Below are 18,039 nucleotides of genomic sequence, written 5' to 3'. Positions count from 1 at the left end.
TCTCTGCCGACGCGGGACCGAGAGCGGCGTGACACGCTCGAGCGATGGAGAACACGAAGGCCGATCCGGCGCGTCCGCGCAAGACACGCAAGGCGGCCTGGACGACGTTCGCGATCACGGTCTCCGCCGCGGCCGCGGTGCTCCCTCACCTCGAGATCCGCGGTGTGGCCGCGATCCCCGTCGCGCAGGCGCTCGTTCCCGTCGGAGCGGTCGGCCTTTTCGTCCTCGCCGTCGTCTCCCTGGTGCTCCGATCGTGGACGGCAGCGGCGGCCTTCGTGCTCGGCGCGGTGATCAGCGCCATCCCTACCCTCACTCCCGTGCACGCGGGGGCGGGCGCGGGCTGCGAGGTCCGCACGTCGGCGACGATCCTGTCGTTCAACGCGAAGTTCGCGGATGCCGACCCGGCGGCCCTCTCCGATCTCATCCGCGACACGGAGCCGATCGCGGTCGTGCTGCTCGAGGTGAGCGAGCCGTTGATCGATGCGGTCCTCATCGAGCACGGACTCGCCGACGCGTTCCCCCATCGCACGCGCGAGGTCTCGTCGGGGCGCGCGAGCGGAAGCGTGATCCTGTCGGTCTATCCACTGTCCGACGAGGAGGACGTCCCCGGGAGCGCGTTCGACCAGGTCAGCGCCGTCGCGGCGGTGCCCGGTGTCGGCGACGTCCGCATCGCCGCCGTCCACCCGCCGCCCCCGGTGTGGCAGCCGAACGCATGGCGCGACGGGCTCGACGAGATCGCCGCGTGGGTGCGCGACACCCCCGATGACACGCTCCTCGTTGCCGGCGACTTCAACGCCTCGTTCGCCCACCCCGCGCTGCGCCGGTTGGCCTCGGGCCTCCGGTCCGGCGCCGAAGCGGCGGGACCGATCCCCTGGCCCACCTGGCCGGAGGAGAAGGTGGTCCCCGCGTTCACGGCGATCGACCACATCTTCGCCCGGGGCGCGACACCCCTGGAGTGGAGCACCGTCGCCATCCCCGGCAGCGACCACCGCGCCGTCATCGCCGAATGGGGCCTGTGCACTGGACAGTCCGCTCCCGCTCCGTGAGACGATCGGGAACGTGAAGCCTGCCGTCCGTGCCGAGCTGGAGGCCCTCCGCCTCCGCGCCTACGGGCCCTCGCCGGACATCGCCGACGACCCGATCGCGCTCCGTCGGCTGGCCGAGCTCGAGGGATGGGCGGAGCGACCGGAGCCGGACCTTCGCCCTGCGGAGACGGATGCCGCGGCATCCGCTCCCGAGACGGCCGACGAGGATCCCGGCGAGACCGACGCGCCTACCGCGAGTTCCCGAGATCACCCGCCTCGGCCCGGCTTCTTCCGCGGCTTTTCGTTTCGAGAGGTCCCGCGGCTGGCGTGGGTCGCGTGGGCCGCGTCCCTCGTCGCAGTGGCCGCACTCGCCGCGGTGGTGACGAACGGGGCGGTGAGCATCGCGCCGGTCGCGGTGTCTCAGGGTGCGCGCCAGATCGCGACACTCGAACCCGACCCGTCGCTGCGGGTGCCAACCGGCTGGTTCGGCGCGGGCGCGAGTTCGCACGCGTACCGGTTCTTCGGTCTCACGCTGTTCGAGACGACGATGGGGATGTACGGCGCCACGAGCGGAGAGTGTCTGACGATCGTGCTCAGCTCGGATCTTCCGCCCGACGAGGAGTCCGTGCGGGACGGCTTCTCCACCGCGGGCCCGATCTATTCGGGGTGCCGGGTCGGAAGCTTCCCCGCAACCATCTCGGTGGGCGTCGACAGCACCTCACCCCTGGAGCTGCGCACCCAGTTCCCAGGCGCCGCGCTGCAGTTCATCAAAGACGGCGACCGCATCGGCGTCTTCCTCGGCTCGGACGATGCGGAGTAGGGCGTGTCTGACAAAAGGGTCGCGAGAGGCGAAGAGGGCGAGCGGATGAACCTGAGCACCCCGCGCGTCGTCACCGTCCGCGAAGGTCTGGTGCAGCCAAGCGGATCGTGGCTGTATGTGTGGATCGACATCGACACGGGCGTGATCGCATACGTGGGCGGCACCGGCTTCGATCCGGAGCTGCGAGCATATTTGCATGTCGAGAGCCAGGATCCCCGGGTAGGACGCGTGAGATCGACCGTGCCACTGTATGACCAGCGCGGCTTCGACGTGCTTGCGTTCGCGTTGCCCGACGGCATCGATAGGCCCGCTGCGAGGGCGGCGCTGATCGCTCTGCTCGCCGAGGCTGGCCTGTACCCGGGCGAGAACGGAGCAGCGAAAGATCTCCGCGAGGTCACGGATCCGATCGTGCAGGCGATCGAACGTCGCCGACAGATGGCCGCGCGGGAATCCGATCCCTCGCAGATCACACGCGACGAATAGGTCTGTTGTCGCACACAGCGGCACCCTGACCGCGACCCGTGCGAGGTCAGAGAGAGTCGAACCGCTCTGGCACCTCGCTCGCTTCCGCAGGAAGGTCGATGTCGAAACCGATACTGGCATCTCGGTGGGCGATGAACCAGGTTCCGTCGAGACGCCGGTAACGATCCCGATAGGTGCCTCCGCTGCGTATCCAACGCCCGTTGTGAAGTCTCACGAGTACGGCGACATCGCACTCACCATCGGCAGTGTCGCCCGAGACGACAAGGGACACGTTGGTCGTCCAGTGCACGTATTGAGCGAAGGCGCGCCACTGCGCGCGAACCACCCGCTCGATGGCGTCCTTCCCACGAAAGCTGACATCAGCGCTCATCTGCCAGACGGCATCCGGGGTCCATACAGAGAGGAAGCGATCGATGTCCCTTTTGTCGGCACCGTGGCAATACTCGGCGACGAGTCGCCTGATCGATGACTCGCTCTCGAGCCGGTCCACCCGCAGATTAATGTCACCCATGACGCTCACCTTCTCACTCCGCGAAGGCGAGGGCGTGAGAGCCTCCGCATGTCGAGGCGTGATGTCCACCAAACGAGGTCAGGCGAGGTGATGTCGGAGGTCAGTGGTCTACTCTGAATTCCATCGAGCACAGGAGGATGCCATGGCACCCGTAATCGACGTCTCTCGAGACACTCTGTTAGCTCGCCGCGCGGAAATTCTGCGACACATAGACCTGAATGAGTCGGAGTTCGAGGCGGCGCGCGCCACTCGGAGCCTTTCGGCTGAGGAGTGGGAAGCGAAGGAAGAGTTGGAGGAGATCGAGTTTCTCCTCGGCGCCGACGACTGACTGGTCGACCATGATCGACCTGCGGTCCCGCGCGGCCGCTTTCGCTCAGGAACTGCAGGACACCGTAGCGGGCGTGCTGCCTGGAACCTTTCAGTTCATCTCGGTTGCGCACGGCGGGCGTTACGTCGTGAGGCCGGAGGGGGATGAGGCGGCGCACCAACGCGTACCGCTCTTCGTCGACGGAGAGCGACTCGCAACGCTGGGCGTGCAGGTCTACCTCGGGCTCGATAGCTCCAGCACCTACCTGAAAGCCTGGCGGTCGAAGGTCGCAGTTCATTCAACGCTCGACCGAACTCCCCTCGTTCGCCAAGAGTTCGACGCTCACATGTCCGAGTCCGCCCCACTCTCCCACTGGCACGTGCACGCCGATCGCGGCTCGCTCTCTCATCTCCTGGGCCGCGCTCACGCGGTAAGGGCAGATGTAGTCCGCAAGCCCCATGACATGTCATCGCTTCATTTCCCGGTCGGAGGCGAGCGGTTCCGCCCTTGCATGGAAGACGTGCTCGAGTTCCTGGTGCGCGAGTTCGGCATCGATCACAAGCCGGGATGGGAGACGGCCGTTCGGACGGGGCGAGCCAAATGGCGTCGAATGCAGTTCCGATCGACTGTTCGCGATCTCCAAGACGAGGCGGCTGACGTGCTCCGCACGCACGGATGGGCGGTCAAGGCGCCAGACGAGGACCGACAGGAAGGCTCTGGAGTTCTCTATCGATGGTGAGCGCGCGATGGCCATCTTCCGTGCATCGCCTCTCGTATCCGCACGATCGTCGAGGCAGGATGGCGGGATGTCGATCTTCTCCGGGCTGAGCGCCTTCCCCCTCACCCCCCTCGTCGACGACACGGTCGACGAGTCCGCGTTCGCCGGGCTGATCGAACGCCTCGTCGATGCCGGCGTCGACTCGGTGACCGCGTTGGGCTCGACGGGGTCCGCCGCATATCTCTCGCGGAGTGAACGCGCCCTCGTGGCGCGGCGGGCCGTCCTGACGGCGGGCACCACCCCGGTGTTCGTGGGGATCAGCGCCCTCCGGACCAGTCACGTGCTCGAGCACGCCGAGGATGCGCAGGATGCCGGAGCGCGAGGCCTGATGCTGGCCCCGGTCAGCTACCAGCCCCTGACCCCCGATGACGTCTACCACCTGTTCGAGAGCGTCACGGAGCGAAGCGACGTTCCGGTGATCGTCTACGACAATCCGACCACGACCCGCTTCTCGTTCGATGACGACCTCTACGCTGCCATCGGCGCGTTGCCGGGCATCGCGTCGCTCAAGATCCCCGGCGTTCCCGCCGACGCGGGGGCGGCGCGGGCGAGGGTCGATCGGCTCCGGGCCCTGCTCCCGGCTCACGTCACGATCGGCGTCTCAGGAGATGCCCATGCTGCCGCGGAACTGAACGCGGGGTGCGACGCCTGGTACTCGGTCATCGCGGGCACACTCCCGGCATCCGCCGTCGCGCTGGCTCGTGCCGGCTTCTCGGGCGACACGGAGGGGGCTCGGCGTCTTTCGTCGGAGCTGCAGCCGTTGTGGGACGCCTTCTCGCAACACGGCAGTCTGCGGGTCATCGCGGCGGTCGCGGAGGACCTCGGTCTCGTCCACCCGCAAAGCCTTCCGCTGCCGATCCTCGGCCTGGACGACGCGGCACGCGCGCGTCTGCAGACCGTGATCGCCGACCTCCGCCTCAGCGGGCCCGACACGGGCACGGACCGATGAGCAAGGCACTGCCGCCGCGCCCCGACGACACCGGGCGGGCCCTGACGGAGCGCGAACGCGACGTCCTGACGTTCATGGTCGATCGCGCTGTCCCGTTCGCCGGCGACCCGCCAATCCCAGACGACACGCGGCGTCGCCTGCGCGAGCAGATCTTCGCGACCCGCGCCGGAGCACGGTGCGGGTGCGGCACCTGTCCCTCGATCGAGCTTCAGGATGCCGACGGGGTGACCCCGAGCGGTGGTGCGCGGATCGTTCTGACCGCCGAGGGCCCCGGCGCCTCGCTGCTGCTGTTCATCGACGACGGCCGACTCAGCTACCTCGAGCTCGCTCCGCACGGCGATGACGTCGTCACAGACTTTCCCCCGATCGAGGACCTCGCGGTCTGAGCGCCTCGCATGGGGTAGACAATCAGCAGCGAACACAGGAAGAAGAACGCATGGCACGCGAACTCGTGTACACCGGCTTCATCACCCTCGACGGTTCCGTCGATTCGCCCGGCGGCGCGGTCGAGGGACATCCCGGAGGTGGATGGGTCTTCGACACCGAGTTCGTCGAGGACGCCTTCGCTCTCAAGGGGGAGGAACTCGCCGACACCACAGCGCTGCTGTTCGGTCGGCGCAGCTACGAAGCGTTCACGCCGTTCTGGCGGGATTCCGAGGATCACGCCGCGTACCGCGACCTGCCGAAGTTCGTCGTGTCGACGACCCTCGCCGACGACGATCTGGTCGACGGGTGGGGCGAGACCACGATCCTCCGCGGGCTCGACGACGTCGCGGCTCTCAAGGACACCGAGGGCGGCGCGATCTTCGTGCACGGCAGCGCCGACCTCGCCCGCCGACTCGGCGAAGAAGACCTGATCGACCGCTACAACCTGCTGATGTTCCCCTACCTCCTGCCGGGCGGGAAGTCGATCTTCGGCGACACCGCGACCGACGGAGCGGGAGCACGCGTCGACCGCCGCACCCTGGTCCTTCGCGAGTCCGAGGCGTACTCGAACGGCGTGGTGAAGCTCGTGTACGACGTCCGCCGGTAGCTAGCGCGCCGCTTCGTCGCGGACGGGGTTCTGGGACCGCCCGCGTGCCGGGCCGATCAAGGTCGCCGGCGCTCAGGCCCTCGAGGCTCGCCTGCTGCGCCTCCGCACGCGCGCCCGGTGCACGGCGAGCGCTCATGAGGTGCCCGCCTAGCGCCCGGCCGACCGGCGGACGAGGAGCGCGAGGTGCAGGGCGGTCTGCGTCTCACCGTCGTCGAGGTCGGCATCCAGGAGCTCCTCGATGAGTGAGATGCGCTGGTAGAACACCGAGCGCGAGAGGTGCGACGCGGATGCCGCGGCGGTGCGGTTGCCGGGATGCGCGAGCATCGCCTCCAGCACGTCGAGGAGGTCGCCGCCGCGGCCGAGGTCGTGCATCACGAGCGGGGCGAGCATCCTCTCGCCGTGCTCGAGGACTCGCGGATCGTCGCGGAGAGCCGTGACGAGCTGCACGAGCGGGCGATGTTCGGCCCGCCGCAGCTGGACCTCGCGCCCTGCCCGTCGACGCCGCCCGCGCGCGAGATCGACGGCCTCGTGCAGCGACGCGAGCGCCTGCTCGAGGTCGTCGCCGCCACGACCCACCGACACGGTGAGGCGTTCGACGTCAGCGCCCGGCCCGGCCGCGGCGCGCGCGAAACCCCGCACCGCATCGTCGTCGAGCACCGTCCGGGCGGGGAGGGAGAGGAGGATCGTCACCGACGGCGCGGGCACCCCCTCGGCGGTGGACCCGGCGACCGCACGACCGCCGATCGCCCGAGCCGCGGCATCCGCTGCCTCCGCCGTCACCGCCGCGCCCGAGATCACCAGCCCGTAGAGGTGCGCGGAATGCAGCGGCAGGCCCGCGGCCTCGAGACGCGCCGTCGCGCCCCCGAGACCCGCGAAGCGCCCCGCGAGAAGTCCGTCGACGAGGCGCCGGCGACCGACGCGCCCCCACTCGTCGTCGTCGGCTCCGGCCAGGCGTCCGACGGCGAGCGCGATCGCGCCCTGCTCGAGCACCGCGGCGCGTCCCGCGGCGTGATCGGGGCCGGGGAGCGCGATCAGATGCCCCCAACGGATGCCGCGGGCCTCGACCGGGACGATCAGCCAGTCCTCCCCCGACCCCGGGCGCCCCCGCTCGTCGCGGAGCTCCGCGCGGCGGTGGGCCGAGCGAGAACGGAGCTCCCAGTCGGTGAAGAGCTCCTCCTCGAGCGCGAGGGGCACCTCGGCGGCGACGACCTCGTGCCCGAGGTTCTCCAGCACCACCGGCGCCTGGAGCGTCTGCGCGAGCTGGTGCACGATGAAGTCGGCGGGCGAGCCGCGCAGCACGAGCGCCGTGAAGCGCTCCCGCACCTCGTCGCGGGCGCGGAGAGCATCGGTCTGGCCGGTGATGATGCGGCTGTGCACCGCCTCGGTGACCGTGACGAACTTCACTTCGCGGTGCAGCACGATCAGCGCGAGCCCGCGTTCCTGCGCCGCTTCGCGCACGACGGTCGGCGGGTAGCGGTAGTGCGTGCCGAGCTCGAGGACGATGCCGGCGGACCCGGCATCCGCGAGTCCCGCGACGAAGGCGCGGAGCTCCGCCGGCTCGGACGGCCACGACGATCCGGTCGACAGCAGCAGCTCGCCGCCGTTGAGCAGGCGGGCCACTCCGGCGCTGTCGGAGACGTGCAGCCAGCGCACGCGGGCATCCAGTGCGGCATCGCCGACGAGCACTTCCGGAACACCCTGGGCGACCGCCTCCAGCGCCAGGACTTCGCGCACCGTGGGCAGCGTCGGAGAGTCGGACCAGGATGTCGGACGATCCGTCTGGATCGCCCGATCTTCGCGACGTTCGGGCATCACAGGAGGATCTTCCGCTCTGACAGGCTGGGACGCACTCACCCTATTGCATGCCCGGTCGATCTGTCCGGAGACCCCAGGAGCTGTCGATGAGCACCGTTCGCCACCACATCAACGGAGCCGAGGCGGGCGCGGGCGCCCGCACCGGCCGCATCTACGACCCGGCCACCGGCGCCGTCGCCCGCGAGGTCGCCTTCGCCGACACCGCCGAGGTGGAAGCGGCGATCGCCGCCGCCCGCGCCGCCCTCCCCGGCTGGCGCGCGACGGGACTCGTCCGCCGCGCCGACGTGTTCTTCCGGCTCCGCCAGCTGCTCATCGAGCGCCAGGACGACCTCGCCGCGATCATCACCGCCGAGCACGGCAAGGTCCTGAGCGACGCCAAGGGCGAGATCAGCCGCGGCATCGAGAACGTCGAGTTCGCCGCGGGTCTCGTGCACCTGCTGAAGGGCGAGCGCAGCGAACAGGTGTCGCGCGGCGTCGACGTGCACTCGGTCAAGCAGCCGGTGGGCGTCGTCGGGGCGATCACCCCGTTCAACTTCCCCGTGATGGTGCCGCTGTGGATGATGAGCTCCGCCATCGCCTGCGGCAACACCGTCGTGCTGAAGCCCAGCGAGAAGGACCCGAGCGCGTCCATCTTCCTCGCGCGCCTGTTCGAGGAGGCGGGGCTCCCGGCCGGCGTCCTCAACGTCGTCCACGGGGACAAGGTCGCCGTCGACGCGCTCCTGGACTCCCCCGACGTCCGCGCGATCAGCTTCGTCGGGTCCACCCCCGTGGCCCGCTCGATCTACGAGCGGGGCACCGCGCAGGGCAAGCGCGTCCAGGCACTCGGCGGCGCGAAGAACCACATGGTCGTCATGCCGGATGCCGATCTCGACGGCGCAGCGGATGCCGCCGTCTCGGCCGCCTACGGCTCCGCCGGCGAGCGCTGCATGGCCGTCTCGGTGCTCGTGGCGGTCGGAGACGAGGTCGCGGACGCGCTCGTGGCGAAGGTCGCCGAGCGCGTGCAGGGTCTGAAGATCGGCCCCGGAACCGACCCCGAGAGCGAGATGGGCCCCCTCATCACGGACGAGCACCGCGACAAGGTCGCCTCCTACGTCACGGGCGCGACCGCCGAGGGCGCCGAGGTCGTCGTCGACGGCACGACCGCGGAGTTCGACTCGGACGGCTTCTTCATCGGCGTCTCGCTGGTCGACCGCGTCCGCCCGGGCATGCGCGTCTACGACGAGGAGATCTTCGGACCGGTCCTCTCCGTCGTCCGCGTGCAGACCTACGCCGAGGCCGTCGAGCTGATCAACGCGAACAGCTTCGCCAACGGCACCGCGATCTTCACCCGCGACGGCGGCACCGCGCGCCAGTTCGAGATCGACATCGAGGTCGGCATGGTCGGCGTCAACGTGCCGATCCCCGTGCCGATCGGCGCGTACTCGTTCGGCGGGTGGAAGAACTCCCTCTTCGGCGACTCGCACATGTACGGCCCCGAGTCGATCCACTTCTACACGCGCTCCAAGGTCGTCACCACCCGGTGGCCCGACCACACCCCCACCCAGGTCGACCTGGGATTCCCGAGCAACCACTGACGCCCCGGCATCACTGACGCCTCACCTCACGGAGACCGCCATGACCAGCATCCTCCCCTCTGATCTCGACACCGATCAGCGCGTGCGCGCCGACGACCGCGGGCACGTGTTCCATTCGTGGAGCGCGCAGGCCCTGATCGATCCGCTGCCGGTCGCCGGCGGGGAGGGCGCGACGTTCTGGGACTACGCCGGCAACGCCTACCTCGACTTCAGCTCGCAGCTGGTGAACCTGAACCTCGGGCACCAGCATCCGGATCTCGTCCAGGCGATCCAGGAGCAGGCGGGTCGGCTCGCGACGATCCAGCCGTCGATGGCGAACGACGTGCGGGGCGATCTCGCCCGTCGCATCAGCGAGGTCGCTCCCGACGGGATGTCGAAGGTGTTCTTCACCAACGGCGGTGCCGACGCGAACGAGAACGCGGTCCGCATGGCGCGGCTCGTGACCGGGCGCCGGAAGGTGCTCTCGGCGTATCGGAGCTACCACGGCAACACCACCACGGCGATCTCGCTGACCGGCGACCCGCGTCGGTGGGCGAACGAGCCGGGCGACGGATCGGTCGCGCACTTCTTCGGCCCCTACCCGTACCGCTCGGCGTTCCACTCGTCGTCCGAGGAGGAGGAGGCCGAGCGCGCGCTCGCGCACCTCGAGCAGACGATCATCCTCGAGGGCGCCTCGACGATCGCCGCGATCATCCTCGAGACCGTCGTCGGCACCAACGGCGTGCTGATCCCGCCGCCCGGGTACCTCGCCGGCGTCCGCGAGCTCTGCGACCGCTACGGCATCGTCTACATCGCCGACGAGGTCATGGTCGGCTTCGGGCGCATCGGCGAGTGGTTCGCGTTCCAGGCCTACGACGTCGTCCCCGACCTGATCACCTTCGCCAAGGGCGTGAACTCCGGCTACGTGCCGCTCGGCGGCGTGGTCATCTCCGACCGGATCGCGGCGCACTTCGACACCGTCGCCTTCCCCGGAGGCCTCACCTACTCCGGGCACCCGCTCGCCTGCGCGGCGGGAGTCGCCACGTTCGAGGTGTTCGAACGCGACGGCATCCTCGAGCGCGTCCGCGACCTCGGGTCCCGCGTCGTCGAACCGCGCCTCCGTGAGATGGCAGCGCGGCATCCGTCGGTCGGCGATGTCCGCGGCCGCGGACTCTTCTGGGCGGTCGAGCTGGTGCGCGACCGCGAGACCCGCGAGCCGCTCGTCCCGTTCAACGCCGCCGGAAAGGATGCCGCACCCATGGGCGAGGTCGCCGCCGCGTGCAAGAGCGGCGGGGTGTGGCCGTTCACGCACTTCAACCGACTGCACGTCGCGCCGCCGCTGGTGATCTCCGAGGACGAGCTCACGCGCGGCCTGGACGTCATCGACCGGGCGCTCTCGGCCGCCGACGCCTACGCGCGCTGACCTCTTCCGGGGGTTTCGCGCGGGCGTCTCGCAGGACACGGCATCCGTTCTCCCCTCCGCACCGAATATTCCTTGCATCGGGTGCATCCGAGAAGACCGATTCACCGGAATGAATAGTCACAGGGATCGGTTGTTCCTGTACTCGGTACACGATCCGTCGGAGGAGGGGCCTCGTGGGTAAGAACTACATCGACATCGAGAACGACCAGGGTGAAACCCTGCGTTACCGCAAGCACGCCAACGGCCGGGGGCTGATCGCGCACGGCGCGAAGGTCCACGCCTCGGCACTCGTCGAAGCCGGCGCCTATGTCGAACCCGGCGTGCGCGTGGCCGAGGGGGCGTTCATCGGCAAGGGGGTGTGGATCGAGTCCGGTGTGATCATCGGACCCGGCGCCCGCATCGCCCCGCACGCCCACGTCGGCCCGGACGCCGTCATCGGCGGGAACGCGAAGATCGGCATCCGGTGCGAGATCGGGGCCGGCGCGAAGGTCGCGCCCGGTTCGATCCTCCCCGACGACGAGTCCGTCGCCGCGGGGAAGACGCTCATCACGGACCGTCGCGGGCTGCGCCACATCGCCTGACGACATCCGTGGGGGTGGCGGCGGCTAGCCTGTCGCCGTGAGCCCCCTCGGACGACGACGCGTGCGCCGGCGAGTCCTCCTCGCCTCTTCCCTTGCCGGTGCTCTTACGATCGTCGTTTCGGTTCTCGTCTTCGTCGCCGACCGATCTCCTGGTTCCGCCGCGGGTGTCCCCTCCCCACCTGCGCAAGCCCGGATGATCGAGATCGTGTCGATCACCGACGGCGACACCGTGCGTGCGCGCAGCATCGACGACGGCGGTGAGCTCTCAAGCGAACGTGATGAGCCGGTGCGCCTGATCGGCGTGGACACCCCCGAGGTGCGGCCCGCGATCGAGTGCGGCGGCGCAGAAGCCACGCGTGCGCTCGAGAAGCTCCTGCCGGTCGGCTCGCGGGCCTGGGTTTCCGTGGACGCGGAGCCGCGTGACCGCTACGACCGGGTCCTGCTCTACCTCTGGACGGAGGACGGCACCTTCGTCAACCATGCTCTCGTCGCCTCGGGTGCGGGCGTCGCGCTCGAGGTCGAGCCGAACACCCGGTATGCCGACCTGTTCGCGGCGGCCGAGGCATCCGCTCGGAATGCGGATGTGGGGGTCTGGGGGTCGTGTCCCTGAGCGTTCACCCGGATCGCTAGGTGATCGGGGGTTTACCCCCTAGCGTGAGGATTAGCTCACTTCGGGCTGTGCTCCCCCGCATCTCTGGGGACGAAAAGGCGGTTCCCATGGGAACCCACACGTCCATTCGGCCGACACGCGTGAGATCCGGACGTCGGCTGACCGCCGGCCTCGGCACGCTGGCCATTACCGGGGTGACGCTGGCGTCCCTCGTCATCGGCGCACCCAGCGCTTTCGCCGCCACCTCGATCGGTCTCGGCACGGCCGACTCCTACGTCGTTCTGGCGGGATCGACCGTGACCAACACCGCGTCCCCGACGATTTTGAACGGCGACCTCGGGGTGCACCCGGGCTCAGCGATCACCGGCTTCCCGCCGGGACTCGTCATCGGAGGCACCACGCACGCGGCCGACGCGCATGCCGCGCAGGCCAAGGTCGACCTCGTCACCGCGTACAACAGCGCAGCCGGCCAGGCGGCGATCGCGACCCTCGCGACCGAGCTCGGCGGGCTCACGCTGGTGGAGGGCGCGTACACGTTCTCCTCGACGGCAGGGCTCACCGGAACGCTCACCCTCGACGGCGGCCCCGACGCCGTGTGGGTGTTCCAGATCCCCGAGACGCTGATCACCGCATCCTCCAGTCAGGTGCTGCTGCAGGGCGGGGCTCAGGCGTGCAACGTCTTCTGGCAGGTCGGGAGTTCAGCCACCCTCGGATCCGGGTCGGACTTCGTGGGCACGATCATGGCGCTCACCTCGATCACGGTGGAGTCGGGAACCACCGTCGAGGGCCGCGCTCTCGCTCGCAACGGTGCCGTGACGCTCGACGACAACGTCTTCACCGACCCGAGGTGCGATCGCGGCCCTGAGGGACCCGTGGGCCCTCCCGGTGAGCCCGGTCCTCCCGGGGAACCTGGCCCTCCGGGGGAGCCTGGGGCGCCCGGCGCACCTGGGGAGCCCGGGGAACCCGGCGTACCTGGGGAGCCCGGCGCACCTGGGGAGCCCGGCGCACCTGGGGAGCCCGGCGCACCTGGGGAGCCCGGGGAACCCGGGGAACCTGGGGAGCCCGGCGAGCCCGGGGCGCCCGGGGAGCCCGGAGAACCTGGAGCACCCGGCGAACCCGGAGCACCCGGAGAACCTGGAGCACCCGGCGAACCCGGCACACCCGGAGAACCTGGGGCACCCGGCGAGCCCGGCACACCCGGAGAACCCGGAGCACCCGGAGAACCTGGGGCACCCGGCGAGCCCGGAGCACCCGGCACACCCGGTGAACCCGGAGCACCCGGCGAACCCGGAGCACCCGGCGAACCCGGAGCACCCGGAGAACCTGGGGCACCCGGTGAGCCCGGAGAACCTGGAGCACCCGGCGAACCCGGAGAACCTGGGGCACCCGGTGAGCCCGGAGCGCCCGGGGAGCCCGGCACACCCGGTGAACCCGGCGAGCCCGGAGCACCCGGCACACCCGGCGCGCCTGGAACAACAGGCTCAGTGGTGAACGCCGGATCGCAGGCACCCGCCGTCGACCGCGACAGCGCCACCATCAGAACACTCGCGGCCACGGGTGGCGAGGTATCCACCCTCTGGGTGCTCCTCTCCGCAGCGGCGATCATCGCCGGCGGCGGCATCCTCGCACTGAGACTGTCGATGCGTCGACGCGCGGCGCAGCTGCACTGAGTCCGATGACAGAACGCCCCGACCACCGAAGATCGGCCGGGGCGTTTTGTGTCGCCCGGCAACCCTCGTCGCGCGGGGCGTCAGACGCCCGCGACGAGCACCAGGATGAGACCGATCAGCGGGAGCGTGCCCTGTATGAGCGCCGGCCGCAGATAACGCGCACCGGAGGTGACGAGGACGAGCGCGGCGGCGAGCATCGAACCGAGCGCGAAGAGCACCAGGGTGAAGCCGGCGACGGTGGTGGCGGCATCCGCTGTCCACCACAGCACGACGCCGATCGCCGCCCCGATGGCGAGGAACAGGTTGTAGAAGCCCTGGTTGTAGGCCATCGGGCGGGTGGCGTCGGCGGTGGCCTGATCGCTGACGCCGAAGCGACGCCACACGCGCGGCTTGGACCAACCGATGCTCTCCATCACGAAGATGAGGACGTGCAGTGCCGCCGCGAGCACGGCGACGACGGTGGCGAGGATCGCGATCATGGGGGAACTCTACGAGCGGGCTACGCTGTGCGTCATGGTCTCGGGCGGCGGTTCACGCAGAGGATCGGGTTCCGGCGGGAAGCCGGGGCGCCGTCCCGCGCCGGCGCGGAAGCCCGGCTCGGCGAAGAACGCCTCCGGGAAGCCCGCACCCCGGAAGCCGAAGGCCCCCGAGGTAACGGCATCCACTCCCCCTCCGCTCGGACCGATCCGTCTCGGGGCGGTGCCGGGCGCGACGCCGGGCAAGTGGATCGACATCTGGAACTCCCGCGCGCCGCACGCGCCGCTCGTGCTGATGGAGGTCACCGCCGCTGACCAGCACCGCGCCCTCGTCGACGGTCTGGTCGATGTCGCGATCGTGCGTCTTCCCATCACGGAGGCCGACGACCTGCACGTGATCCCGCTGTACGAGGAGCTGCCCGTCGCGGTGTTCGCCGCCGACTCGCACCTCGCCGCCGCGGAGGAGCTCGACCTCGCCGACCTCGAGGGCGAAGTCGTCGTCGTGCCGGCGGACGACGTGCTGCGCGCGCAGGTGCCGGGGGCGGTTGCGCCGCGCTTCGCCGCCCCGGCCGACACCGCAGAGGCGGTCGCGATCGTCGCATCCGGCGTCGGGGTGACTCTGATGCCGCTGTCGCTCGCACGCGCGAACCACCGCAAGGACGTCGACCACCGCCCGGTGCGCGACGCGCCCCGGTCTCCCGTGGGTCTCGCGTGGCTCCGCGACCGGACCACGCCCGAGATCGAGGCGTTCGTCGGCATCGTGCGCGGCCGCACCGCCCACTCGTCCCGCTCCTGACCCGCCCCTCGGCCCCGGCCAGGCCGGATGATCGTGCCGAACTCCTCAATACCGGCGCCGAACCCGACCGCAGGCCCCAAAACCGGCCTCCCGCGCCCGGGTTTGAGGAGTTCGGCACGCCCCAGCCCCGCCACCCGGCCCGGCCGACGCCCGGCAGGGAGCGCCGGCTCCGCCGGGCAGCGCGGGCCCAACTCCTCAAAAGGTCGGCCGAACCGCGCCGCAAACCCCCGAAACCGGGTCTCGGCACGGAGATCTGAGGAGTTTGGCACGCCCTACCGGCGGCACCGGGCTCGGCCGGGGCCAGGGGCAACCGGAGCCGGTGGGGCTCGGGCGGGGACCGGCCGCGCAGCGGGCCGGGCCTAACTCCTCAGAAACGACGCCGAAACCGGCCCTGGCCCCCGAAACCGGGCTCTGGCGCGCAGATTGGAGGAGTTAGGTACGGGCGGGGGCGGGGCCGACCGCAGACGCAGACGGGGGATGTCGCCGACCTGGGTCTCTGCGACATCCCCCGCGGAGCCGGCCCTCGGAAGTCCACGTCCCCCATGGTTGCTTCCGGCCCCCAGTATCCGATGCCCCCCGGCATCGGACTGCGTGAGCCGCTCCGATGTGGAAGAGCGCCCCCGGACGGCCCTGATACACCCTGTCCAGAGTTTTTTCGGAGCGCCCTCAGAACCCGGCGCCGTGCACCTGGAACGGCGCGACGATCCCCGTCCGAGCGGATGCCGCAGCCAGCGCCTCTGCCGGCGCCTGGCCCTCCGCGAGGGCGCCGTGCACCGCCCCGAGCAGCTCGCACGCGTCGTCGTCGGCGACGATCACGGGCGCGGCGATGACACTCCGCGCCCCGGCGTGGAGCCACACCCGGCTCATTCCGATCGCCTCCTCGCCCCAGCGCACGGCCGATCGCCCGCCCTCACAGGCCGACAGCACCACGAGCGACGGCACGCGCGGCATGAGGTCGATGTCGTATCCGAACAGCGTTCCGTCGCCGAGCTCGAGCCCCGAGAAGAGCGGATTGTCGGCGGCGTGCCGGCCGTGGGCGGCGATGTGGAGCGCGTCGACCTCGCCCGCGAGCGCGACCGCATCATCGACGGATGCCGCGGCCTCCACCCGCGCGTCCCCCCATGCCGCCGCGCCGACGGCGACCTCTTCCGCACCTCGCCGGGTCCGCGGCCCCACCGCGAACCCCGCGCGCACAATCCCCCGATCCGCCGCCGTCCCCACCCCCGAATCGACCCCCCGGTCCGCGACCCACCGCGACGCCGACACCGCGAGGGTCGTCACGCGCCCGCGGAACGCCGGCAGCATCGTCCACGGGATGCCGCTGAGCACACCGGGAGCGGTGAGCACGATGCGCCGCGTGCCGGCGGCTGCGACCGCGTCGTCGGCGAGCAGCGCCGACAGCCGCGCAAGCCGCGCGTCCAGCGAGCGCCGCACAACCTCGCCCATGCTCCCCCGGATGGACGCGGACATGTCGAGATCCGACCGCAGTCCGGACAGCATCCCGCGCGCCTCCTCCCACCCGGGCACGGGCCGCAGCTGCACTCCCGCCGTGGTGAGGACGAGCACGCTCATCCGGTCGCCGGTGAACACGTACGAGAGCATCGCGGTCTCGCGATCCAGCGCCGTCTGAACCTCCTCGACCGACACCCGGGCGCGCGTCGCCCCCGCCGCGACGTCCACCCACTGCCGCTCGCGCACCCGCTCCTGCAGCGCCCGCACGCGCGGATCCGCCTGCCACTCGGGACCTTCGCTGCGGAGCATCCGCAGCTCCGCGAGATCAGAAGCGAGCGCGGGGTCGGGCGGCGGCCGCAGCGGCACGACCTGGGAGGCGGCGTGCCGCGCGCGCTCGGACCACTCGAACACCACGTCCGGCCGCCCCGACCGCACGGCCGCGTCGAGCCCCACCCCCAGCAGTCCGGTTCCGTGCATGGTGGTGGACGTGTGCAGGTCGATGCTGCCGAAGCCTGCCCGCCAGCGCTCGAGCTCCGCCAGCCCTTGCGCGGCGTGCCGCCGAGCCCGGCCCAGCTCCCCGCGCGCCGCCGAACGCACTGCGCGCACCTCGTGGGCGAGCAGGCGCACGTCCAGGCTTGCCGCCGGCGGCACCCGCACCGACCGCGGCTCCCCCTCCTGCCCGGTCCCCTGCCGCGCCTGCCACAGCGCGTAGCTCAACCGCACGGATGCCGCGTCACTGCGGAACCCGTGCCGCTGAAGCTCGTCGGCCACCGCGTCGACCTCGGCACCCTCGGGAGCGTGATCGGACGCCACCACCCGCCTACCGCTCATCGTCACGGCCCCGCCCCGCAGATCGGCGAGGACACGGATGCCGTCGGCCCGCGCCGCCCACGCAACGTTGTCGAGTGTCCGAAAGCGTGCCGCGGCATCCGCAGCGACCCGTCGCGCCTCATCGGCGTCGTGCACCAGGAGCGACCTCGCCAACTGCAGCTCGGTCTCCGCGCGCGCCTGCGGCATCCCCTGCGCCGCGAAGAGCTCGGCGGCGGAGCGCAGGAGCTCCTCCGCCTCGCGGACCGAACCGGCTTCGCGCAGCGCCTCGGCGCGGTCGGCGTCCCCGACGGCCGCCGCCACAGGCGACACCGCCCCGGCGACGGGCCGCGCGAGCGCCATGTCGCGCAGGGCGCCGACGAGGTCTCCCTCCAGCAGCGAGATGTAGCCCTCGTTGTGGAGGGCCTGCGCGGCATCCACGGCCAGACCGGCGGACCGGAAGATCGCCGCCGCGGCGCGGACGTCGTCCCGCGCGTCACGCAGTGCGCGCCGGTGGATGCGCACCAGGCACCGGTTCACGAGCAGGTTCGCCGTCTCGGGGCTGTCGGCGTCGAGCACCTCGATCGCGCGGCTCAGCCACGCATCGGCGTCGTCGAACCGCCCGCGCTGCTCGGCGATGCTGCCGAGTTGTCCCGCGGCGAGCGCGTAGGTCGCGGGGTCGATGCCCTCGCATTCCAGCGCGTCACGACACAGGATGTCGGCGCGCTCGGGTTCGCCGAGGCGCGCCGCGACGTAGCCGAGGGTTCCGAACACGCGGGAGCGGAGATTCGGCTCTGCATCGGTCAGATCGATGCGGAGCAGGATCTCCTGCGCGTCGCCGTAGCGCCCATCGTTCGACAGGCGCACCGCGTCGGCGTGGAGCGCGTCCCCCGTGCTCTGCATCCCATCATCATGGCGCGCGCGGAGCGGGGCGCGGAATCCGCGAGCGG

Annotated in this window: 18 protein-coding genes; 14 read left to right on the top strand and 4 right to left on the bottom strand. The window is 70.9% G+C overall.

What is annotated here, in order from left to right:
* Positions 1 to 44: 44 nt before the first annotated feature.
* Genes AB0O93_RS07760 through AB0O93_RS07750 form a run of 3 tightly spaced genes read left to right on the top strand, consistent with a single transcriptional unit; the run spans position 45 to position 2,328 of the window.
* A complete protein-coding gene (locus tag AB0O93_RS07760) occupies positions 45 to 1,046 on the top strand; it encodes an endonuclease/exonuclease/phosphatase family protein (protein ID WP_363342133.1) in 1,002 nt (333 codons plus the stop codon).
* Between the two features lie 13 nt (positions 1,047 to 1,059).
* Positions 1,060 to 1,845 (top strand): hypothetical protein, encoded by a 786-nt coding sequence (locus tag AB0O93_RS07755; RefSeq protein WP_363342131.1) that lies wholly within the window; start codon positions 1,060 to 1,062, stop codon positions 1,843 to 1,845.
* Between the two features lie 45 nt (positions 1,846 to 1,890).
* A complete protein-coding gene (locus tag AB0O93_RS07750) occupies positions 1,891 to 2,328 on the top strand; it encodes a hypothetical protein (RefSeq protein ID WP_363342129.1) in 438 nt (145 codons plus the stop codon).
* Between the two features lie 46 nt (positions 2,329 to 2,374).
* Here AB0O93_RS07750 and AB0O93_RS07745 read toward each other — a convergent pair whose 3' ends face one another.
* A complete protein-coding gene (locus AB0O93_RS07745) occupies positions 2,375 to 2,839 on the bottom strand; it encodes a nuclear transport factor 2 family protein (RefSeq protein WP_363342127.1) in 465 nt (154 codons plus the stop codon).
* Positions 2,840 to 2,981: 142 nt separating this feature from the next.
* Between AB0O93_RS07745 and AB0O93_RS07740 the strand changes: the two genes are divergently transcribed.
* The 5 genes from AB0O93_RS07740 to AB0O93_RS07720 all read left to right on the top strand — a co-directional run bounded on the left by AB0O93_RS07740 (position 2,982) and on the right by AB0O93_RS07720 (position 5,906).
* Positions 2,982 to 3,167 carry a hypothetical protein gene (locus tag AB0O93_RS07740; protein WP_363342125.1) on the top strand — a complete coding sequence of 62 codons (186 nt, stop codon included), beginning with the start codon at positions 2,982 to 2,984 and terminating at the stop codon, positions 3,165 to 3,167.
* A 10-nt stretch (positions 3,168 to 3,177) separates the two neighbouring features.
* Positions 3,178 to 3,885, top strand: a complete 708-nt coding sequence (locus tag AB0O93_RS07735) for a hypothetical protein (RefSeq protein WP_363342123.1) — start codon at positions 3,178 to 3,180, stop codon at positions 3,883 to 3,885.
* Positions 3,886 to 3,958: 73 nt separating this feature from the next.
* A complete protein-coding gene (locus AB0O93_RS07730; protein WP_363342541.1) occupies positions 3,959 to 4,873 on the top strand; it encodes a dihydrodipicolinate synthase family protein in 915 nt (304 codons plus the stop codon).
* Positions 4,870 to 5,259 (top strand): hypothetical protein, encoded by a 390-nt coding sequence (locus AB0O93_RS07725; RefSeq protein WP_363342121.1) that lies wholly within the window; start codon positions 4,870 to 4,872, stop codon positions 5,257 to 5,259. The genes AB0O93_RS07730 and AB0O93_RS07725 overlap by 4 nt, the downstream gene beginning before the upstream one ends.
* A 50-nt stretch (positions 5,260 to 5,309) precedes the next feature.
* A complete protein-coding gene (locus tag AB0O93_RS07720) occupies positions 5,310 to 5,906 on the top strand; it encodes a dihydrofolate reductase family protein (protein WP_363342119.1) in 597 nt (198 codons plus the stop codon).
* Positions 5,907 to 6,053: 147 nt separating this feature from the next.
* On the opposite strand, the gene AB0O93_RS07715 is transcribed toward AB0O93_RS07720, so the two are convergent.
* On the bottom strand, positions 6,054 to 7,718 hold the full coding sequence (locus AB0O93_RS07715; RefSeq protein WP_363342117.1) for a PucR family transcriptional regulator: 1,665 nt from the start codon (positions 7,716 to 7,718) through the stop codon (positions 6,054 to 6,056).
* 89 nt (positions 7,719 to 7,807) lie between these two features.
* Between AB0O93_RS07715 and AB0O93_RS07710 the strand changes: the two genes are divergently transcribed.
* From AB0O93_RS07710 to AB0O93_RS07690, 5 genes are all read left to right on the top strand, one after another.
* Complete coding sequence (locus tag AB0O93_RS07710) at positions 7,808 to 9,295, top strand: CoA-acylating methylmalonate-semialdehyde dehydrogenase (RefSeq protein ID WP_363342115.1); 1,488 nt, start codon at positions 7,808 to 7,810, stop codon at positions 9,293 to 9,295.
* 40 nt (positions 9,296 to 9,335) lie between these two features.
* The gene (locus tag AB0O93_RS07705; RefSeq protein ID WP_363342113.1) at positions 9,336 to 10,697 is read left to right on the top strand and encodes an aspartate aminotransferase family protein; all 1,362 of its coding nucleotides are present in this window, start codon (positions 9,336 to 9,338) and stop codon (positions 10,695 to 10,697) included.
* Positions 10,698 to 10,870: 173 nt separating this feature from the next.
* A complete protein-coding gene (locus tag AB0O93_RS07700) occupies positions 10,871 to 11,278 on the top strand; it encodes a transferase (protein WP_053546441.1) in 408 nt (135 codons plus the stop codon).
* Between the two features lie 205 nt (positions 11,279 to 11,483).
* Positions 11,484 to 11,888 carry a thermonuclease family protein gene (locus tag AB0O93_RS07695; protein ID WP_363342111.1) on the top strand — a complete coding sequence of 135 codons (405 nt, stop codon included), beginning with the start codon at positions 11,484 to 11,486 and terminating at the stop codon, positions 11,886 to 11,888.
* 140 nt (positions 11,889 to 12,028) lie between these two features.
* Positions 12,029 to 13,558, top strand: coding sequence for an ice-binding family protein (locus AB0O93_RS07690; RefSeq protein WP_363342109.1), 1,530 nt, complete (start codon positions 12,029 to 12,031; stop codon positions 13,556 to 13,558).
* Between the two features lie 80 nt (positions 13,559 to 13,638).
* On the opposite strand, the gene AB0O93_RS07685 is transcribed toward AB0O93_RS07690, so the two are convergent.
* Positions 13,639 to 14,037 carry a DUF1304 domain-containing protein gene (locus tag AB0O93_RS07685; protein ID WP_363342107.1) on the bottom strand — a complete coding sequence of 133 codons (399 nt, stop codon included), beginning with the start codon at positions 14,035 to 14,037 and terminating at the stop codon, positions 13,639 to 13,641.
* On the opposite strand from AB0O93_RS07685, the gene AB0O93_RS07680 reads away from it, so the two are divergent.
* Positions 14,036 to 14,830, top strand: a complete 795-nt coding sequence (locus tag AB0O93_RS07680) for a LysR family substrate-binding domain-containing protein (protein WP_363342105.1) — start codon at positions 14,036 to 14,038, stop codon at positions 14,828 to 14,830. The genes AB0O93_RS07685 and AB0O93_RS07680 overlap by 2 nt on opposite strands.
* Positions 14,831 to 15,496: 666 nt before the next feature.
* Here AB0O93_RS07680 and AB0O93_RS07675 read toward each other — a convergent pair.
* The gene (locus tag AB0O93_RS07675) at positions 15,497 to 17,992 is read right to left on the bottom strand and encodes a CHAT domain-containing protein (protein WP_363342103.1); all 2,496 of its coding nucleotides are present in this window, start codon (positions 17,990 to 17,992) and stop codon (positions 15,497 to 15,499) included.
* Between the last annotated feature and the right edge of the window lie 47 nt (positions 17,993 to 18,039).

The sequence above is a fragment of the Microbacterium sp. NPDC077184 genome (assembly GCF_040687055.1).
GTDB lineage: Bacteria > Actinomycetota > Actinomycetes > Actinomycetales > Microbacteriaceae > Microbacterium.
Note: the sequence above shows the minus strand (reverse complement) of the source record. Positions and strands in the feature narration are given on the sequence as shown.

Bases quoted from the DNA above. Each gene is read 5' to 3' on its own strand.
- AB0O93_RS07760 (WP_363342133.1), top strand. From the start codon at position 45: ATGGAGAACACGAAGGCCGATCCGGCGCGTCCGCGCAAGACACGCAAG.
- AB0O93_RS07750 (WP_363342129.1), top strand. From the start codon at position 1,891: ATGAACCTGAGCACCCCGCGCGTCGTCACCGTCCGCGAAGGTCTGGTG.
- AB0O93_RS07745 (WP_363342127.1), bottom strand. From the start codon at position 2,839: ATGGGTGACATTAATCTGCGGGTGGACCGGCTCGAGAGCGAGTCATCG.
- AB0O93_RS07740 (WP_363342125.1), top strand. From the start codon at position 2,982: ATGGCACCCGTAATCGACGTCTCTCGAGACACTCTGTTAGCTCGCCGC.
- AB0O93_RS07735 (WP_363342123.1), top strand. From the start codon at position 3,178: ATGATCGACCTGCGGTCCCGCGCGGCCGCTTTCGCTCAGGAACTGCAG.
- AB0O93_RS07725 (WP_363342121.1), top strand. From the start codon at position 4,870: ATGAGCAAGGCACTGCCGCCGCGCCCCGACGACACCGGGCGGGCCCTG.
- AB0O93_RS07720 (WP_363342119.1), top strand. From the start codon at position 5,310: ATGGCACGCGAACTCGTGTACACCGGCTTCATCACCCTCGACGGTTCC.
- AB0O93_RS07715 (WP_363342117.1), bottom strand. From the start codon at position 7,718: ATGCCCGAACGTCGCGAAGATCGGGCGATCCAGACGGATCGTCCGACA.
- AB0O93_RS07710 (WP_363342115.1), top strand. From the start codon at position 7,808: ATGAGCACCGTTCGCCACCACATCAACGGAGCCGAGGCGGGCGCGGGC.
- AB0O93_RS07705 (WP_363342113.1), top strand. From the start codon at position 9,336: ATGACCAGCATCCTCCCCTCTGATCTCGACACCGATCAGCGCGTGCGC.
- AB0O93_RS07680 (WP_363342105.1), top strand. From the start codon at position 14,036: ATGGGGGAACTCTACGAGCGGGCTACGCTGTGCGTCATGGTCTCGGGC.
- AB0O93_RS07685 (WP_363342107.1), bottom strand. From the start codon at position 14,037: ATGATCGCGATCCTCGCCACCGTCGTCGCCGTGCTCGCGGCGGCACTG.
- AB0O93_RS07675 (WP_363342103.1), bottom strand. From the start codon at position 17,992: ATGCAGAGCACGGGGGACGCGCTCCACGCCGACGCGGTGCGCCTGTCG.